Below are 18,129 nucleotides of genomic sequence, written 5' to 3'. Positions count from 1 at the left end.
CGCATTCATCCCGTTTCTACGGGCGTTGAACCCTCGTAATTTGGCAGAGGTATTGGAGTGTTAACGGTTTTATTCAGACTCAAATTTTGCTGTGACTGCACCCACTGGCAGGTTATTTGGCCAGGGCATAACAAAACGGCGCTTGTTACCAGCGAGAATGACTGCGTTGTTTATTTCCTTAAGCTGTTCCGGCTGGAGATCGACGGTCTTTCCTTGCCCAGTCAAGTGCAATTTCAAATTTTTCAATACTGCGCGAGCAGTTCCCCGGTTATTCAAGCTAATTGCTAGCTCGTTAGCACTATTCGTTCCCTTTTGAAGTTCTGCACCTTCTAATACCACATCTGGCTGTACGTTTGCTGGACGGATATAGAGTGAGCCTAGATAGCGAAGTAAAACCTTAACTGTACCAACTGGTTTTGTCTGATTAGCTTGGGGTTTTTCTAGGTCGATTGGCAATTGCTCGGCAATAATCCGATAAGCCAGTTCTTTTGTTGGCTGTGGATCTCCTAACCAGGTAACGCGCACCGTTTGAGTCTTTTGAGGTTCTAGTAATATTTGGGGTGGATAAACTAGAAAATCTTCATCGGCTGGTTTATAGTTCTCTTTGCCTGTCAAGTCTATTTGGCGCTGAACTATAGAAACTTGTACCGCCAACCGCTCATTACTATCGTTGACAACTTGATAAGACTGAGTTGCACCTGAACCAATGGGTGTAAATGTCCGCGAGATGGGGAGTAGCTTGAAGGCAAAGGCAGGTTGGACTCCTAAAAGGACAAGGAAGAAAGGCAGCAGAATGCGTCTGAAAGAAAACCTCATGATGTTAATCTCCTGTAATTGTAGTGAAAATGCCCAGCTCGCTTAAAGTAGCTGGGCAGATATTTGAAGCTGTTAGCTGGATTAGTTATCTGTAACAATCAAAGAAATTGATGTGTTATACGCACCTGGATCTTGAAGGGCTGCTGGAGTGTATTTAATGTACATCTCTTTTAAGGATGAACCAGCGGAAGTGGTAGAAATGGTGTAGTTGTTACCAGGGGAAACCGAGAAATCTGAAGCAGATGGAGATGCAGAGCCAGTAGCAACTGTGGTTATTTGAAAAGGAATAGGTGTTTCACCACCACTTTTGGTCAAACTTTGAGAACTGATGGTTAGGGTAAATCCATCAGGGTCGGTAGTTGAGAGTTCAAGATCAGCTACCTTGACGATATGGGTACTGGCGCTACCCTGACCATCTAACGTTAGATTATTGACAACACTTCTCATCGTTGATATAGTGGGTAAGCTAAATGCAGGTTGTACCCCTAAAAGGACAAGTAAGAGAGAGGGTACAATTTGCCAGTATAAAGGTTTCATCGAAGTAACCCCTTCGTAACCGATAAGCTAATGTAATCAGGTGAAGCTAAATAACTGAGTTTAGGGCAACTATAAAGGAGCTGCCCTAACATTACCATCCTCTGAATCTACAGCTTCCATGCTTGGGCTTGTTAGGTTTTATCTATCTGCAACGTTTAGAGTAATCTGTGCAATATAATCACCTGGGTCTTGAAGCTGTGCTGGAGTGTATTTTATGTACAAATCTTTCGCTACAGCCCCGGCTGCTGTGGTACTAACTGTGTAGTCGGTACCAGAGGCAACAGTGAAACCTCCTGCTACAGGAGCACTTGCCCCATCAGCAACTGTAGTAACTTGATAGGCAATGGAAGTTCCACCAGTCTTGGTTAAATTCCCAGAGCTAACAGTTAAGGTATAACCCTGCTCGTTGTTAGTAGTGATCCCCAAGTCAGCCACCTGAACGATATGTGCAGTAGGAGTAGTATCATTACCGCCTAAGTCTAGATCAGTATCAACTCCTGTAACAGCCGTTGTTGTAATAGCAAGTGTCGAAGTTACTGTACCCCCTATATCTACAGTATCTGCAAAGGCGGTTGGAGAGAAAGCTACTGCTGCACCAATAAATAGACCAGAAGCAATTAGCGCACGACGAATTAGTTTAGTAGACATTGTAATTTAGTCCAAAAAACGATTGGATTAGAGCAAAACTTTAGTTGAGTAGTGAGGTTATCTTAGTTTTTACCTATGATTAATAAGATTTACATAAACTACTTTTTTGCTCTAAAGCAGTAGAATATTCATCTTTATTATTCACTTGAGCTAATATTCTTTTCACAACTTAAAACTTAGGTTTTTTCTCCTCTTAAGTGCAAGAATATGAGTTTTTTTACAAATTCTCATCAGTGTTTATGCTCAATTTTTTGTTTTTAAGCAATATTAATTACTAAGTAATATTTAGTGTTTTTAGATACTAAGCTTAATGCGAGGCGATGTGTTAGACGCGCGCGAGTAGCAATGGAACAATAACGAAATACGTGCAAAATTACCCACGTTATAAAGTTTTGTAATGCAAAATCTCAAATACAAGGGTTTTGAGATTTCAGCATCCAACTTCAGTATTGCCCTCAAACCAAAACATTCCCAAATAGAGCCAAAAATCGGCTAATTTCCATTTATACGATACAGAGTCAGTGCTTTTAGTGGAGGATGAATAAAGGACTGGAAATCTTCCTACAGTTTTTTTATGGCTCTGTTAGAGCAGGATTGGTTATAAGCACCTGGGGCTTTTTCAGCCAAGATGCTCCCCGGACAAATTGAGCGGGGAGCAATACTAGAAAGCACTATTAGACTATTTTCCGGTTTGGCTTCCGCCCAAAAGACCCGTATTGTACGAATTCCCCAGAGCAGTGTTTATTTTTTATTTATCTGTTCGTTAGTCCAATCCTTTCTCAATCAAGAGTAACTTTTAACTGATTACTCCTGAAAGCGGGTGCAGTATTGTTAAATGAAAACTATGTCTAGTTTCAGTTTTCAGATACCGTTCTTGCAAAGGTTGCCATTGCTGCCACGACTGGTAACGATTTTCAGTTAACAAATTAGCAAAGGTGGGCAACTCTGTCTGAATTTCTGACTTGTATACATCTGCAAGCCAGTCAGTTAAAACGGCACTATCTTGCATCGTACCCAAAATTTCTTGGATACTTTTCACTTCTGTAATATAAGCTGCGTAAGATTCGCCATATAAGTCAGTAAACAACTCCATCTGGTAGCGTATACGTTTAGCTTCTTTTCGCAAACTATGAAGACTTTCACCTTCGGTTGTCAATTGTTTTTCGATCTTTTTCGGTTTCCAGTTTTTCTGGATCTTCACTTCTGATTCTACAATTTCAGTGCCAATGAGCCAACCCGGATGCAATAAGAAGTTACTCACTTCGGGTAAAAGTAAGTCTGGTAGCACTTGCTGAATAGAAACAGATGCCAAAGGTTGATAACTAGGTTTCTCTAACCAGTTATCCAATGCATCTTTTAAAGACTTGTAAGATTCATCGTTTAATGTTTTCTGTACACTTGATTGTACATCTTCACGTTGTTTCGCCAAAGCTGTAAAAGCTGTTTGCAGAGATTCCTGCTCTTTGCGGGGTAAGTTTGGTTTGTAATTGTTTTCCAAACTTTCTTTGAGTACGTCTAAATCTCGCAGATTACCAAGACGACGGGCTATTTTACCAATATTTTTATCGCTGACTGGTTTCGGCACATCCACCGCTAGCCCAAACCGAGTTACCGCTGTGCGTAGGCGGCGCATTCCCACTCGCATTTGGTGCAACGCTTCTGGATCTTCATCTTTCTTCACCGATTTTTCCCACTTCAAGGTTTTCTTAAAGTGTTTTTCAATCGCTTGGTAGGCGTAGTCACCGAGAGTTTTTACTGTAGTTTGTGTAGCTAATTTCATAATGGGTCTGAATGATTACCTCATGAGGCTATTGCATAATAACAATATTATTTAAAAATTTACATATACTTTTGATATTTTTTATGTCATCAAGATTCTCAGGTATGCTTATGACTATTGATAGTTGCACCCTATTTTATAAATATGCAATATCTGTCAAAGGTTTATAAGCATCTCATCCGTCAATTTTATATGAACTATAGATAGTTTTGAAATAAATATTTTACGATAAGGAAATCATATATTATGATAGGATAGATAATATATTTATAAATATAAACATAATTTAAAATGACAAGTTTACATTTGGTAAATCAAGTTTTATTGACTTTTATAGATTTTTTTAAAGAACATAGAAAAGACTTATCAGCAGTGCTGCTAACACATCAGAAGTATTTATGGTTAGGGTCAGATGAAACCTCTACTATTGAGCGTCTCTCTTTGGTTGATCCTGATAATTTTACAGAGCATCAACAATTTAGAGTAGCAGAATTTATCGATTTGCCTGCACCAGAAGATAAAGAAATCGATATAGAAGGACTGGCTTACAGTGAACATTACTTATGGTTTGTTGGTTCTCACAGCTACAAACGCAAAAAATTTAAACCTGAAAATACAGATGCCAAAAACTTTAAAAGGCTCGGAAAAATTGAATCAGAACCTAACCGTTACCTCTTAGGACGGATTCCTCTAATAGACGGAAAGCTGTTCTCATCTTGTCCACACCCCCAAAAGCCAGATGTGCAATTGAATGCCGCTAAATTAGAGGTGACTAATCAGGGGAATTTGCTAATGACAGCTTTAGCCAATGACAACCATTTAGGCTTATTTATTCAAGCAGCAATTCCCGGAAAGGATAATGGCTTTGATATTGAAGGAATAGGCATTTATCAAAACCGCGTCTTTCTGGGTTTGCGCGGGCCTGTATTGCGGGGTTGGGCTATGGTGCTGGAAATAGAGTTAGAAGATTCTACTCCTGGACTGATGAAACTAAAGCAAATTGGAGAATTGCAGGAGTTATATAAAAAGCATTTTATCTGGTTGAATGGTTTGGGAATTCGGGATTTGTATGTAGATGATAAAGATTTGTTGATTTTAGCCGGGCCAACGATGGATTTAGATGGCCCCGTGCAAGTTTATCGCTGGGTAAATGGTGTAAATTTGCGAGAAAATGTCTTCAGCAATCCCGATTTTGTCCAAGATATTCCTTATGGAAATCGGGAAGAACACGCTGAGGGAATGACGCTGTTTCAGGATGTAGTTGGTATACCTTCGCTATTGGTAGTTTATGACTCTCCAGCAAAAAGTAGGCTGGTGGGTGATGGTGGTGTACTTGCGGATGTGTTTAAGTTGGGTTAACTTCAATTTTGGATTTTAGATTGTTAAATGTTAGTAGAGATTGCTTGTACGGGACAAGTGGGGATACACTGTTCGCAGACAATACAGCGCGATCGCGTGAATGTCAACTTGTACGTCTCTGGCTGGAGGGTGAGGGCTTCGGTAGGACAAACCCCAGTACACAAGCCACAGTGGACACATACATCCTCGTCGATCGCAATTTCGCCTAATGTCGAAGAAACATTAACATGACGCGATCGCATCCACTCGATCGCCGCATCTAATTGATCGATGTCTCCCGATAATTCCACTACCAGTTTGCCAATTTGATTTGGGGCAACTTGGGCGCGGATAATATTGGCGGCGACGTTGAACTCTTTAGCCAGTACGTAAGTGACTGGCATTTGCACGGCGCGTTTCGGGAAGGTGAGTGTTACTCGTTTTTTCACAGATTTAGCAGAAGGTTTTTTCTGTTGTAGCGTATTGAGAGTTTTATCAGTCCTTTTTTATGGGAAGTTGCACGAACGAGCAAGGTAAGAGAAAAACACTGCTCCTACCTCAACATACATAGCACCATTTCTAAAAATCTTTACAACACATAAATCAGCTGTACACCCCTACAAGATCAGGGATTTCGTGTTATGGCGTTAAACTATAGCAATTAGTACAGGAGTTACGAACAAAAAGATCCCCGGCTTCTTGAAAAAGTTCGGGAGATGAGCCTCTCTGTATTAGAAAAACTTGTAAGTAAGGTAGTATAAAGCTAACGTCTGCAAAATGTTTCTTTCCACTATAGCATTTGCTCCTGAGAAGGTAGCTATAAAAATCCAATTAATATCAATCGATATTGATATTGATTAATGAGTATGAACCGCAAATATAAGCCTTTTGGAGCTTTAAAACTCAGCATTGAATTGATATTATATCAATTTTATAATTTAAATTGATTGCTTGTTATCTGTGATATCCATTTTAACTTGGAAAGCTTTTAACATGAAAATTTTAGTTGTCGAAGATGATGAGTTAAATGCATACTCACTTACCACCGTTTTAACTAACCAAAACTATGCGGTTGAAGTTGCCACTGATGGAGATACTGCTTGGAATTTTATTCAAACTTACGATTATGATTTAATCCTTCTAGATGTAGTGTTGCCCAAACTGGATGGCATTAGTCTTTGTCGTCAAATCCGGTCTAGTGGTCTGCAAATGCCAATATTGTTATTGACAGGGTGCGATAGTAGTCATGAGAAAGCGATCGGATTAGATGCAGGTGCAGATGACTACGTAGTTAAACCCTTTAACGCAGAAGAGTTAATTGCTCGTGTTAGGGCACTGTTGCGTCGCAAAGGCGTAAGCTCGCAACCTGTGCTGGAGTATGGGAAGTTGCGGCTAGACCCTAGTAGCTGTGAAGCGATCTATGCTGGAAATCTGCTGCCACTTACTCCCAAAGAGTATGCTCTGTTAGAACTATTCTTGCGAAATATTCGCCGGGTGTTTAGCTGCGGCATGATTTTAGAACATCTTTGGTGTTATGAAGACACTCCACAAGAAGAAGCTGTTCGCACCCATATCAAAGGGTTACGACACAAACTCAAAGCTGTAGGAGCGCCTAGTGATTTGGTTGAAACAGTTTACGGTATTGGCTATCGGCTGAAACCATTGGCAGAGGAGGAGAAGGGCAGGGGAGAATTAGAGCGTGAAAAATCTTTGGTTCCCAATCTTAAATCACAGCAGCAAACATTAATCGCAGTTGCGGAAATTTGGCAACGATTTCAAGGGCGGGTAGACGAGCAGGTGAGGCTTCTGGAGGAGGCGATCGCAACTTTAAATCACAATAGTTTAAATCTTGATTTGCGATCGCTTGCAGCCAAAGAGGCGCATACCTTGGCGGGATCTTTAGGTACTTTTGGCTTGCCTGTTGGCTCAAAATTGGCACGCAATATCGAATTGTTACTGAGTTCTGGTCAAATCCTGAGTCAATCTGAAATTAGCAACCTCGAAAGTTGGGTAAAGTTATTGCGTCGGGAAATTGACGGAAACGAAGCTGTGGCAATATCTTCATCACCAACCCCACAGGTTTTAGAAACAGTCACACAACCACTGCACAATGACCTCCATACAGAAACTAAAATATTGGTTGTGGATGATGATCCGCAAATTCAGGCATTTTTACAAACCTTACTTAGTCCTTGGGGACTAAAAGCGATCGCTCTTGAAGATCCGCGTCAGTTCTGGGAAACCTTGGAAGTAGTTACGCCAGATATGCTGATTCTGGATGTGGAATTACCTTATACAAATGGTATAGAACTTTGCCAATTAGTACGCAACGATTCGCACTGGTGTGAGTTACCCATTCTATTTCTCACTGTGCATAGCGATGCTGAAATGGTAAATCGAGTTTTTAGCATTGGTGCTGATGATTTTGTAAGTAAGCCCATTGTCGGGCCAGAACTAGTAACCCGGATCGTCAATCGCTTAGAACGGATGAAATTGCGGCAGCGTGTGACGCAGGGGATCAGAGGGGCAGGGGAAGCAGGGGAAGCAGGGGGAGCAGGGGGAGCAAGGGGAGATAGGGAAGTAAATTCTTCCTTGATTCCCTCATCTCTCAATTTACAAGCTATCAACGAACTGGAATTGAGAGTAGCAGAGCGTACTGCTGAGTTAATTCGGGTGAATCAACAATTGCAGTCACAACTTGATGAACGTCAACGGACACAGGGAGAATTACGGTTCTCTCAAGCCCGATTTGCACGAATTTTAGATATTGCTGATGATGCAATTATTTCTATTAACGGGTTCCAAAGCATCACTTTGTTTAATCAAGGAGCAGAGAAAATTTTCGGCTACTCTGCCCAGGAAGTGATTGGACATAGCCTTGATTTACTCTTACCGCAGCGCTTTTTTCAAGCGCATCGTCAACATGTGGTTGACTTTGGCCAATCTCCCAATGTTGCCCGTCGGATGGGAGAACGGCGTGAAATCTATGGACGCCGCAAGGATGGTACTGAATTTCCAGCGGAGGCTTCCATCTCCAAAATAGAGATGGCTGAGGAAATATTTTATACGGTGATTTTACGAGATATCACAGAACGGAAACAAATTGAACGCATGAAAGATGAATTTGTCTCTGTTGTTAGTCATGAACTCCGCACACCTTTAACTTCGATTCACGGCTCTCTAGGAATGCTAGCCAGTGGTTTGCTACCGACAGACTCAGAGCAGGGAAAACGCTTACTGCAAATTGCGACTGATAGCAGCGAACGCCTAGTACGTTTAATCAACGACATCCTAGACATTGAGCGGATTGAGTCGGGTAAGGCGAAGATGGAACCAGAAATCTGCAATATCGTTGATTTGATCGTTCAAGCAGTAAATGTCATGCAGCCTCTGGCTGACAAAGCAGGTGTGAAAGTATCTGTTTCTGCTCTATCTGTCCAAGTATTGGCAGATTGCGATCGCATTGTCCAAACATTGACTAATCTAGTGAGTAACGCCATTAAATTCTCCTCTCCTGGATCTACGGTTTGGTTGGAGGCGCAACAACAAGGGAATGAAGTTTTGTTGACAGTCAAAGATACCGGACGCGGATCCCAACAGACAAACTTGAGAGTATCTTTGAGCGCTTTCAACAAGTTGACTCTTCAGATTCACGCAACCATGATGGGACTGGTTTAGGTTTGGCAATTTGCAAGAGTATTATGCAACAACACGGCGGACGCATCTGGGCTGAAAGTGCATTGGGTGAAGGTAGCACTTTTTACGTCACTCTGCCATTATTTAGGGCTTTCCAAAATACCGATTTAGAAGACTCTTCCAACATTCCCTTAATGCATAGTAGTTATGAGCCAACCACAAATAGCCAACTAAGTCCAGATACAGAATTGTTGAGCAAAGGGCGTGTGACTACCAAGGAATTTGAACAACGGTTGATGAAGTTACTTCAGGGAATTTCCCTGAACCAACAAGAGGATAGCAGTGATGACAACAAAGCAAATTCTAGTGGTTGATAACGAGCAATATATTCAAGAAGTTGCCAAGATTTGCTTGGAAACAGTCGCAGGCTGGAAAGTACTGACTGCGAGTTCTGGTCAAGAAGGCATAATTAAAGCTGAGACTTACCAACCAGATGCAATTTTACTAGATGTAATGATGCCAGAGATGGATGGCATCACTACATTTGAAAAGTTACAAGCCAATCCATTAACCAAAGCGATTCCAGTAATTTTGTTAACTGCCAAAATCCAGGCTTACGATCGCCGCCGCTATAATCAGATGGGAATGATTAGTGCGATCGCTAAACCATTCAATCCTCTAGAATTAGCTACTGAAGTAGCCGTAGCCTTGGGTTGGAGTTTAGAAAAGTAGAACAAAATCTATAGCAAATTAATTTATAAAAAGTAGATGTAGAGAAAAATGATTTAAAGGTTTTTTTAGAGGATGTCTGAGAAGTATCAAATATTTCTTGATTCCCCCTAACCTCCTTAAAAAAGCTACGGTGTACACACAAGTCATTTTCACCCCCTCTAACTCCCCCTTTCCAAGGGGGAGAACCGGATATTTTCCCCCTTTCCAAGGGGGAAAACAAGAAATCTAGTCCCTTCCCCTTTATAAGGCTACCGTGTACACACAAGTCAAATTACCCCCCTTAATCCCCCCAAAGGGGGGAAACAAGAAAATCTAGTTCCCTCCCCTTTGCAAGGGGAGGGTTAGGGTGGGGTAAAACTGACGATAAAAACCAGGTGAGTAAACTATTTCAGACTTGTGTATACACCGTAGCCTTAAAAAAGGGGGAACAAGAGTCTTAAAGTCCCCCAATTTATCGGGGGATTTAGGGGGATCTCCAAGGTTTAGATGTATACAAAAAAACTTTTCAGACATCCTCTTAAGTATTAAAGAACACAATGGGTTAAAATCAATTCAATTGTTGTTGAAATACATAATATAAACGAACGACTTAAATAAATTTTAACTTAGTTGCAAAATTAGCTATTTACTACAATTTAAGTTTACCAATAATGTTTTTTTATGAATAGTAATAATTTATATTTATATATGCAATAGAATTAGTCTAACTTTTATTAATAAAATTTAATATATATTTGCTGAACTACTTGATGTTGTAAAATAAGCAGTGGATTTTGTCGATTAACAAATTAAATCGTAATTTGGTTATTTTTGGTAATGAAGACCAAAACAATTGGACATAATCAGCATTTTCATTTCACCGAATTAATATTACGGATGGGTCTAATTGACGAACCACTCATTTTGGTATTATTGCTTTTTCTTCTTCGCTATCACTCTTGCCCGATACTTTCTGATTGCTGGTGGAGCATACTTGCTCTTTTATTTAATTCTGGGGAAGTCTCTCGCCAACAAGAGTTTGCGTTTGAAACCGTTGATGAGTTGTTCCATTAAAAAGGATATTGAATTATCAGTAATCTCCACAGTAGTTTTTGCTATTTCTGGAGCGTTTATGATCTCAGAGTATAACTTGGGAGCAACCCTGCTATACGCTGACATCTGGAAATACGGACTGTGGTATTTAATAGTTAGCTTTATTGCAGTGCTAATTCTTCAGGATACTTACTTTTATTTTATCCATCGGATGTTTCACCACCCTCTAATTTTTAGATGGATGCATTATGGACATCACCGTTCAGGTGAACCAACGCCCTGGAGTTCCTCTGCCTTCGACTTCCCAGAAGCGATGGTACAAGCACTTTTCTTTGTAGTTGTAAGCTTCATAGTGCCGCTACATTTCGTCACCTTAGTTGCTGCACTGATAACTATGACAGTATGGGCAGTGTTTACCCATCTCGGATTTGAGCTATTTCCTTCCTCATCTAAAAGTTACTGGATTGGAAGGTGGCTTATTGGTTCTATGCATCATTCCATACATCATCGCAAGTATAAAGTACACTACGGTTTGTATTTTACGTTCTGGGACAAACTGCTTGGGACTGAAGATCCTAATTATGAAAACGAAACCCAGACAAGGGAGTTTTAATATAGCAGTCCTAAATCAGTTGTGAAATATTTTTATGTTGGCTGTCATTTGTCCTTTGTAATCACAAATGACAAAGGACAAATGACTACTGACTATTTAATTTTTGTCGAATTTTCAAGCTTGTTTGGATTCACCCAACGATTGACAAATTCGTTGTTATGTTTGTAAACCTTGATTTGCACTTGCTTAGAACTTAACTTGACTATTTCGGCAGGAATTCTTTGGACATCGCTAGAATCTGCGCGGGGCTTGTAAAGCCAAATCACTTTTTGCCCAACTTGAAAGTTGTTAGGATTGCTAGTTAAAGCAAGCGTACTTTCTGCCCAAGAGGGGAAAGCAACTGCTAAGTTGATCAAAAGTACTAAGACCACTAGAGTGATTTGAAAAAGTTTCATAATCATCGCACTTGTCTTAGGCCTGATGGGGGAATCAATCTGCTGCTCTAGCATTTAGTTATTGTCCTTCTTTGGGTTCTCAAAGTTAAAAGTTCGGTATTACTAAAACTTCTTTAGGCAATAGAGTAAAAGTTAAAATATCTAACTGATGTCAGGATAAAACGACTTTTAGAATAAAATCAAATAGTCTTGTTTGTTAAAACGATAAATTAAATTTATATATAGAAGATTGTGTTGCAAAAATACGTTTGAGAGCAAATGGAATAGCTGAAGTAACAAGTTTATTTTACGAAAGCGATCGCTGTTTGTCGCCAACCCAAAATAAATCTTTTGGCTGAGACATTGAAGCGATCGCCCTTTGGTGAAATTTAAGCAGCCAAAAAAATCGGGGCAGGTTTCAAACCCGCCCCGACATCTGATATACTGCGCCCAACGGCTGTAGCTACAGGCTTTAAACTATTAACTAAATGCACCATATCTTCTAAAGAAAGTGCTTGACGGGCATCAGAAACAGACTTTTCTGGTTCTGGGTGACATTCAATAATTAATCCATCTGCACCGCAAGCGATCGCAGCCCTAGCCACAGGTGCTACCAACTCCCGTTTCCCGACAGCATGGGAAGGATCTACAATTACAGGCAAGTGAGTTATTTGCTTGAGTGCTGCCACTGCCCCTAAATCTAGGACATTACGAGTGTAATCATCGAAACTGCGAATACCTCTTTCGCACAACACCACATCAGGATTCCCGTGGCAAAGAATATATTCAGCAGCCATCACAAATTCTTCAATAGTTGCTGCTAAACCACGTTTGAGCAATATTGGTTTACCAGCTTGTCCTAAAGCTTTGAGCAAGTCAAAGTTTTGCATATTGCGGCTACCAACTTGAAGCATATCAGCGTGGGCGGCGACTACTTCAATTTGAGAAATTGACATTACCTCCGTAACAACTGGCATATTGTAATGCGATCGCACCCTGGCTAAAATCTCTAATCCTGACTCTCCCATACCCTGGAAAGCGTAGGGAGATGTGCGGGGTTTGTAGACACCGCCACGCAACCCCTGTACTGATGCAGTAGATAGCTTTTGGGCGACTATCTCCATTTGTTCTAAGCTTTCAACAGTGCAAGGTCCGCCGATAATTACCAGTTTTTCACCACCGAAAGCAACTTCTTCCGAGATTTTAACAATTGTCTGGTGGTTGAGATGGGCTTGTGCAGCAAGTTTGGCATTAATCATGGTTTCTATTCTCTTGAAAAATTAAGTATTGGGAATTGAAAAGAGGCAGAGGGACGGGGTGCAGGAGGCAGAGGGGAAAATTCTTCTCCCTTGCTTCTTTCCCAGTCTCCGATAACAACAAAAAAGCCCGAAACCTTTAAAAGTTCCGGGCGCGTTCTGATTCATTGGCATGACGCTATTTACCCGGAATTTATTCTGGGCCAAAAATAAAAGCCATAAAACCAGCTAATGAAAAAAGTCATGACAATGAAATTCTCCTTAAAAAAACAAAAACCGCAGAATTTGTTCTGCGGTTCACCGGGCGGTTTCCATTAGGAAACTTAATTCACTCCCGGTGAACCACCCTATACCAAAAATAAAAGTAGGAATTTGTGTTAAGCATTTGCGGGTTTTTTGCTGGAAAGCTTAATAAATATACCTATGTAGATTAACATTAGCAGCAAGAGTATGCTTTGTCAATACCTGCACAAACTATAAAAAAGCGATAGACTCAGTACAACTCTGGGGATTAAGACTAATAACGCTTTGCACAATTCAAAATCACGCCCTGTTCTGATTGTACTAGTTGCTTATTTGCGTAGACGAAAAAAGCGGCTGGTCATTAGACATCACAATAGTTATATAACCTCAGAAGAAAAAGCCAGGATTGAGAAGTTAAAATATATAATTCTCGTGACTTCATCTTACGAAAGCTTATTGCAGGGAATTGACAACCGCCATACATTATTACCCAAGTCCTCATTGACCAGATCAATTTTTTAGGATCATCAGTCTCATTATGCCCAGTTCCAAAATCTTAACCCAATCTTTCGACTATTATGGAGCTTACCCCTGCCCAGTCTGTCGAATAGGTAAGATTTCTCACATGCCATTGATGGAAGCTATGGCTTGTGATTTTTGCCAAGAGATTTTTACAGTCAACTTAGAACAACAGCAAATCAAGATGCCTTCTAGGCAACCACCTTTAACTTGGCGTTGGAATGGGTTTAGTTGGACAGAAGGCCAGTTGGAAGGTGTGGAATTAGGTTGGGGTTATGGATTAGCAGCAGCAGTTTTTATAATTCTTCCCACTACTCTAATTGGCATAGTAGCTTACTATTTTCCTGCTAATCTGAAGGAACCCATTACCTGGATGCCATATATTTGGACAATATTAACCTTCTTATCACATTTATCAATTATTGTTTGGATTTATATTGAAGTCTATCAAATTCCAGTTGCAGCATATTTTCGAGCGATCGCTCGATGGAGAAATGGAGAGATGGGGAGATGAGAAATCAATTAAAAATTAAAAATTAAAAATTAAAAAACTTCTGCCCCCTGCCCCCTGCTCCCTGCCTCCTGCCCCCTGCCCCTGCCTTCCTCTTTCCCAAAGCCCCATAATCCATAACAAATGATGCAGCGTATAAATCACTCCATCACTCATAATTAAGTTGATTGTCCACCAAAATATCGTATGAGCGATCTGGAGCGGTACTATAGAGTTTTGGAATTAGAGCCTGGAGCAACACTTGAAGAAGTGAACCAGGCTTACAAAGATTTAGTCTTTGTTTGGCATCCCGATCGCATTCCCAAAGACAATCTCCGTTTACAGCAAAAAGCCCAAGACAAGCTGAAAGCTATAAATGAAGCTCGTGAAAAGTTGCGCTCTTTAAAAACCAAACCTCAAACTACATTTAACTCACCGCCACCTCAACAGGAAAAACCATCTCAAACAACCCAGCGACCACCAAAGCAAAACTCAGACTTGAGTGGCAAAGACTACAGTCGAGCAAATTTGAGCAATAAAGACTTATCTGGCAGAAATCTGAGTTATGCCAATTTGAGCGGTGCTAATCTCAGCGATACTTTTATGCACAAAGTCAACCTTAGAGGTGCAAATTTATCTGAAGCAAATTTATTTAGGGCAAATCTACTTTTAGCCGATCTTAGAGAGGCGAATTTACGCGCTGCTAATTTGATTGGAGCGGATCTCAGTGGTGCCGACTTGCGAGGAGCCGACTTGACGGGAGCGCGGATTCGTTCTGGTGAGCGTCTTCTAGTTAAATTAGTTGGTACTAACTTAGCAGGGGCAATTATGCCTGATGGTTCAATTTATCAATAAGTTAGGTTGTGCCATAACACCAAAACCCTCATGTAAAGATGCGATTTATCGCTCATGTAGAGACGCGATTTATCGCGTCTTAAAAAACCAATATATTCACACCAATAACCTTTAACTAAAACGTATTGGTGCATAAATGACTTCTATGCAATGCGATTGAAAACTGCTATATACCTGTTTGCTTGCCTAGAACATTAAAATGAATACGCGATCTACTGAAAAGAGAAAGCAATATGCCTTTTTGCTTGCTGAATCTACCGAAATGAGAAGGCAATCAAGCATTTTCAGAAAGCAATATGCCTTTTTGCTTGCTGAATCTACTGAAATGAGAAAGCAATCAAGCATTTTCAGAAAGCAATATGCCTTTTTGCTTGCTGAATCTACCGAAATGAGAAAGCAATCAAGCATTTTCAGAAAGCAATGTGCCTTTTTGCTTGCTAAATCTACTGAAATGAGAAAGCAATCAAGCATTTTGATAAAAAATCTGTGATTTTTTTTTCACAAGTCGGGAATCTGACCTAGCTTTATCCATCACTACAACCTACGTGTAAAATTGAATATATACATCAAGGCTTTTAGGCATTGTGAACTTTTTTATCGGTTGTGCTGTTTGGGCATATAAAGGTTGGGTAGGCGAACTCTATCCCCAAGGTACTCGCACTGCTGATTTTCTCCATCTCTACAGTCGTCGCTTCAGCACTGTAGAAGGTAACACTACCTTTTATGCCGTGCCTAACCAAGAAACTGTAACCCGTTGGGCTGCTGAAACACCAGCAGGGTTTGAATTCTGTCTAAAATTACCGCGAGATATTACCCATCAAGGGTTGCTAAAACCTTATATACCAGCTGCTTTAAAATTTCTGGAGGGGATGCGCCCATTGGGTAAGCATCTTGGCCCAATTTTTGCTCAGTTACCACCTAGTTATGCACCTGCATTACTTGACGATTTGACCAACTTTCTAGAAGCTTGGCCGCATACAGAAACATCTCTAGCAGTGGAAGTTCGGCATCCCGACTGGTTCAAGGAACCCCATGCTAGTAATTTGACAGCGCTTTTAGAAAAGTTAGGTGTCGGACGGGTACTGTTAGATTCACGTCCCATTTACACTGGAGATGATGACCCCCAGTTGCAATCGGAACGGCGCAAACCTAAATTGCCGCTGCAATTGAGTGTGACAGCACCTTTTACTCTGATTCGGTTTATTTCTCATCCGAATTTATCAGTGAATCAGCCATTTATGGAAGAGTGGGTGAGGCAGATTCAGCAATGGTTACAGATGGGAGTGCGAATTTATTTCTTTGTCCATTGTCCAACAGAAGCGCGATCGCCCAGTACAGCCCGTCACTTCCAACAGCTATTGGAACAGAGTGGTACACCAGTTCCACCCCTACCTTGGAATAACCTTGAGCATCCCCCTAATCAACTCAGTTTATGGTGATCGTATTTAGTAGATAATTGGGGTTGTAATACTTTTCTGTTAAAGAAAAATTTTTCAGAGTAGTTCCACCAAAGGAGGTTGAGATGAGTCGTCTTCTTTATGAAAAATCAGTCTCATATAAAGGATATCTCATCATTCCATTTATTTTTGGCAAGGCGGATAATTACGAAATTTATTCGTATAAAATGCTATCTGAAATTGGGCACAGAAGCAAATTTCACAAAGCAGAAAATCCAGCAGAAATCTATGGAAGTGACGTTAGTAACATCATTGATATTGCTAAAGAGCATATCGATCAAAATTCCGAGTTTGTTCATCGGGGGGATAGTTTTAAGTCTCGCTATGTTTATCGAAACAATTTGATTATCATCTTTCAAGAAGGAGACAAATATTTTTATGACCATTACCCACCAGAGTTATTGAATAATATTGCAGCTCCAAAGTTATTCAAATCTGAATATGAATGTCTGAATTGGATTAAGCAAGGCTTTGGTGGGCGACATCTGCGGCAAAGAGTGATTTGAAGCAGGTAGGAGTATTTGCATTTGTGTATTACAGCTATTTACTTGAAAATAGCTGTAATTTGGAATTTTGCTTTGCAGCATTATTTAAATGTCTGCAATCAACCTTGATTTATGGCGCTTGGCTCCATGTAGATAATTTCCCAAATGTGGCCGTAGAAGCCTTGGGGTGTTTCAAAATATCCAGGCGGACTGTCAGACCCCATCAACAGGCGATCGCCCAGATCGAGGCAGACGTGCATGATTTTGTCATGCCATCCGGCAGGTATATGCTCGGCTGAGGGCGCATCTCCGTGCGTGAGCATCATGACAATTTTGCCGCCAAGACAGTGTTCATAGAACTTGAACGCTGCCTCACAGTTGCCGTTGAACATGAGATAAGGATTGAGTTTCATTGCCTTGGCTCAGTAGATTGGGCTATGGGTTTAACGTGAATACAGCTTGAGAGGTCTCTGGATCAAATGGAACCGAGAGGTGTTCGTGTACTATCTGCCATTCGCCTTGATTTTTCTGGCAGACAGCGGTGATGCGCATCCACGTCTGCATTGCCGGATGGTCTTGGGTTCCTGTGAAGCGAAATAGCCAATGTGCAACCGCTAAGTCTTCACTGACGGTAATCTTCAGGTCTCGTGTTTCAATCTCAAAGGTGTCGGGGAAGTAAGGCAAACATTCTGACCACACTTGACCCCAAGCATCTTTTCCTTGGGTTTGGAAAGGAGGTTTAACATCGAAGACGATGACCTCGGTGGCGTAGTGGGACATGATTTGCTCAACATCCTTGGCGCAGATAGCACGTTGTTGCTCGGCAATTAGTTGGCGAATCTGAACTTCGTTAGTTGCGATCGTGCTTTTAGTTGTCATTGTCATCTCTCCTTTTGGGTTGATGTTGGTGCAGTTACGAATTCTCTGGCAAACCTGCAACTTCAATCACAGGTCGAATTTCAACAGTGCCAACGCGCGCGCCTGGAATCCTCGCGGCGATCGCGATCGCTTCGTCGAGATCCTGAGCATTAATCAGAAAAAAACCGCCCAATTGTTCGCGGGTTTCTGCAAACGGCCCGTCAGTTACTAGCGGTTTGCCGTCGCGTACCCGAACGCTGGTTGCAGTTGCGACAGGGTGGAGTGGGGCGGTCGCGAGATACTGCCCCTTCGAATTGAGGTGTTGTGCCAGTTGCGCGGATTCTACATAACAATGTTCCCGCTCGGTTTGGCTCAGGGCATTTTCCTCCAGGTAAATCAGCAGCAAATATTTCATGGGGTTGCCTCCTTTATTTCCCGTTTTTACTTCCCTTTGTTAGTA

Annotated in this window: 19 protein-coding genes and 1 pseudogene; 10 read left to right on the top strand and 10 right to left on the bottom strand. The window is 41.1% G+C overall.

All coding sequences use genetic code 11. The features are described from left to right. Window positions 1–69: 69 nt before the first annotated feature. The 4 genes from HWQ43_RS29990 to HWQ43_RS29975 all read right to left on the bottom strand — a co-directional run bounded on the left by HWQ43_RS29990 (window position 70) and on the right by HWQ43_RS29975 (window position 3,781). On the bottom strand, window positions 70–816 hold the full coding sequence (locus HWQ43_RS29990) for a fimbria/pilus periplasmic chaperone (protein ID WP_292740436.1): 747 nt from the start codon (window positions 814–816) through the stop codon (window positions 70–72). An 81-nt stretch (window positions 817–897) separates the two neighbouring features. Further along, window positions 898–1,353, bottom strand: coding sequence for a hypothetical protein (locus tag HWQ43_RS29985; protein WP_292740434.1), 456 nt, complete (start codon window positions 1,351–1,353; stop codon window positions 898–900). A gap of 138 nt (window positions 1,354–1,491) precedes the next feature. Beyond that, window positions 1,492–2,001: a hypothetical protein gene (locus HWQ43_RS29980; RefSeq protein WP_292740432.1), complete on the bottom strand. Its 510-nt coding sequence runs from the start codon at window positions 1,999–2,001 to the stop codon at window positions 1,492–1,494. Window positions 2,002–2,797: 796 nt separating this feature from the next. After that, window positions 2,798–3,781 carry a CHAD domain-containing protein gene (locus tag HWQ43_RS29975; RefSeq protein WP_292740430.1) on the bottom strand — a complete coding sequence of 328 codons (984 nt, stop codon included), beginning with the start codon at window positions 3,779–3,781 and terminating at the stop codon, window positions 2,798–2,800. Between the two features lie 291 nt (window positions 3,782–4,072). Between HWQ43_RS29975 and HWQ43_RS29970 the strand changes: the two genes are divergently transcribed. Next, on the top strand, window positions 4,073–5,140 hold the full coding sequence (locus HWQ43_RS29970; RefSeq protein WP_292740428.1) for a DUF3616 domain-containing protein: 1,068 nt from the start codon (window positions 4,073–4,075) through the stop codon (window positions 5,138–5,140). A gap of 23 nt (window positions 5,141–5,163) precedes the next feature. On the opposite strand, the gene HWQ43_RS29965 is transcribed toward HWQ43_RS29970, so the two are convergent. Next, window positions 5,164–5,568 (bottom strand): NIL domain-containing protein, encoded by a 405-nt coding sequence (locus HWQ43_RS29965; RefSeq protein WP_292740427.1) that lies wholly within the window; start codon window positions 5,566–5,568, stop codon window positions 5,164–5,166. A gap of 544 nt (window positions 5,569–6,112) precedes the next feature. Between HWQ43_RS29965 and HWQ43_RS29960 the strand changes: the two are divergent. The 4 genes and pseudogenes from HWQ43_RS29960 to HWQ43_RS29940 all read left to right on the top strand — a co-directional run bounded on the left by HWQ43_RS29960 (window position 6,113) and on the right by HWQ43_RS29940 (window position 11,132). Next, window positions 6,113–9,129: pseudogene (locus HWQ43_RS29960) on the top strand (response regulator). Beyond that, window positions 9,101–9,487, top strand: coding sequence for a response regulator (locus HWQ43_RS29950; RefSeq protein ID WP_292740423.1), 387 nt, complete (start codon window positions 9,101–9,103; stop codon window positions 9,485–9,487). The pseudogene HWQ43_RS29960 and the gene HWQ43_RS29950 overlap by 29 nt, the downstream one beginning before the upstream one ends. 816 nt (window positions 9,488–10,303) lie before the next feature. After that, entirely contained in the window at window positions 10,304–10,540 is a 237-nt protein-coding gene (locus HWQ43_RS29945; protein WP_292740421.1) for a hypothetical protein, read from the top strand. Continuing rightward, entirely contained in the window at window positions 10,524–11,132 is a 609-nt protein-coding gene (locus HWQ43_RS29940; RefSeq protein ID WP_292740419.1) for a sterol desaturase family protein, read from the top strand. The genes HWQ43_RS29945 and HWQ43_RS29940 overlap by 17 nt, the downstream gene beginning before the upstream one ends. Window positions 11,133–11,224: 92 nt before the next feature. Here HWQ43_RS29940 and HWQ43_RS29935 read toward each other — a convergent pair whose 3' ends face one another. Then, on the bottom strand, window positions 11,225–11,527 hold the full coding sequence (locus tag HWQ43_RS29935) for a hypothetical protein (RefSeq protein ID WP_292740417.1): 303 nt from the start codon (window positions 11,525–11,527) through the stop codon (window positions 11,225–11,227). Window positions 11,528–11,895: 368 nt separating this feature from the next. Further along, window positions 11,896–12,765, bottom strand: coding sequence for a 3-deoxy-7-phosphoheptulonate synthase (gene aroF / locus HWQ43_RS29930; protein ID WP_292740415.1), 870 nt, complete (start codon window positions 12,763–12,765; stop codon window positions 11,896–11,898). 778 nt (window positions 12,766–13,543) lie between these two features. Here aroF and HWQ43_RS29925 point away from each other — a divergent pair. The 5 genes from HWQ43_RS29925 to HWQ43_RS29905 all read left to right on the top strand — a co-directional run bounded on the left by HWQ43_RS29925 (window position 13,544) and on the right by HWQ43_RS29905 (window position 16,832). Further along, entirely contained in the window at window positions 13,544–14,038 is a 495-nt protein-coding gene (locus tag HWQ43_RS29925) for a hypothetical protein (protein WP_094347731.1), read from the top strand. A 183-nt stretch (window positions 14,039–14,221) separates the two neighbouring features. Then, window positions 14,222–14,869, top strand: a complete 648-nt coding sequence (locus HWQ43_RS29920; protein ID WP_292740413.1) for a pentapeptide repeat-containing protein — start codon at window positions 14,222–14,224, stop codon at window positions 14,867–14,869. A 199-nt stretch (window positions 14,870–15,068) separates the two neighbouring features. Beyond that, on the top strand, window positions 15,069–15,359 hold the full coding sequence (locus HWQ43_RS29915; protein ID WP_292740411.1) for a hypothetical protein: 291 nt from the start codon (window positions 15,069–15,071) through the stop codon (window positions 15,357–15,359). Window positions 15,360–15,453: 94 nt separating this feature from the next. Next, entirely contained in the window at window positions 15,454–16,308 is an 855-nt protein-coding gene (locus tag HWQ43_RS29910) for a DUF72 domain-containing protein (RefSeq protein WP_292740409.1), read from the top strand. An 83-nt stretch (window positions 16,309–16,391) separates the two neighbouring features. After that, window positions 16,392–16,832, top strand: coding sequence for a hypothetical protein (locus tag HWQ43_RS29905; protein ID WP_292740407.1), 441 nt, complete (start codon window positions 16,392–16,394; stop codon window positions 16,830–16,832). Window positions 16,833–16,930: 98 nt separating this feature from the next. On the opposite strand, the gene HWQ43_RS29900 is transcribed toward HWQ43_RS29905, so the two are convergent. The 3 genes from HWQ43_RS29900 to HWQ43_RS29890 all read right to left on the bottom strand — a co-directional run bounded on the left by HWQ43_RS29900 (window position 16,931) and on the right by HWQ43_RS29890 (window position 18,084). Then, window positions 16,931–17,137: a hypothetical protein gene (locus HWQ43_RS29900; protein ID WP_292740405.1), complete on the bottom strand. Its 207-nt coding sequence runs from the start codon at window positions 17,135–17,137 to the stop codon at window positions 16,931–16,933. A gap of 109 nt (window positions 17,138–17,246) precedes the next feature. Beyond that, complete coding sequence (locus HWQ43_RS29895; RefSeq protein ID WP_292740403.1) at window positions 17,247–17,690, bottom strand: nuclear transport factor 2 family protein; 444 nt, start codon at window positions 17,688–17,690, stop codon at window positions 17,247–17,249. 34 nt (window positions 17,691–17,724) lie between these two features. After that, window positions 17,725–18,084 (bottom strand): YciI family protein, encoded by a 360-nt coding sequence (locus tag HWQ43_RS29890; RefSeq protein WP_292740401.1) that lies wholly within the window; start codon window positions 18,082–18,084, stop codon window positions 17,725–17,727. Window positions 18,085–18,129 lie beyond the last annotated feature (45 nt).

Origin of the sequence: Nostoc sp. JL31, assembly GCF_017114965.1 — a bacterium.
GTDB lineage: Bacteria > Cyanobacteriota > Cyanobacteriia > Cyanobacteriales > Nostocaceae > Nostoc > Nostoc punctiforme_A.
This window is presented reverse-complemented; position numbering and strand designations above follow the sequence as displayed.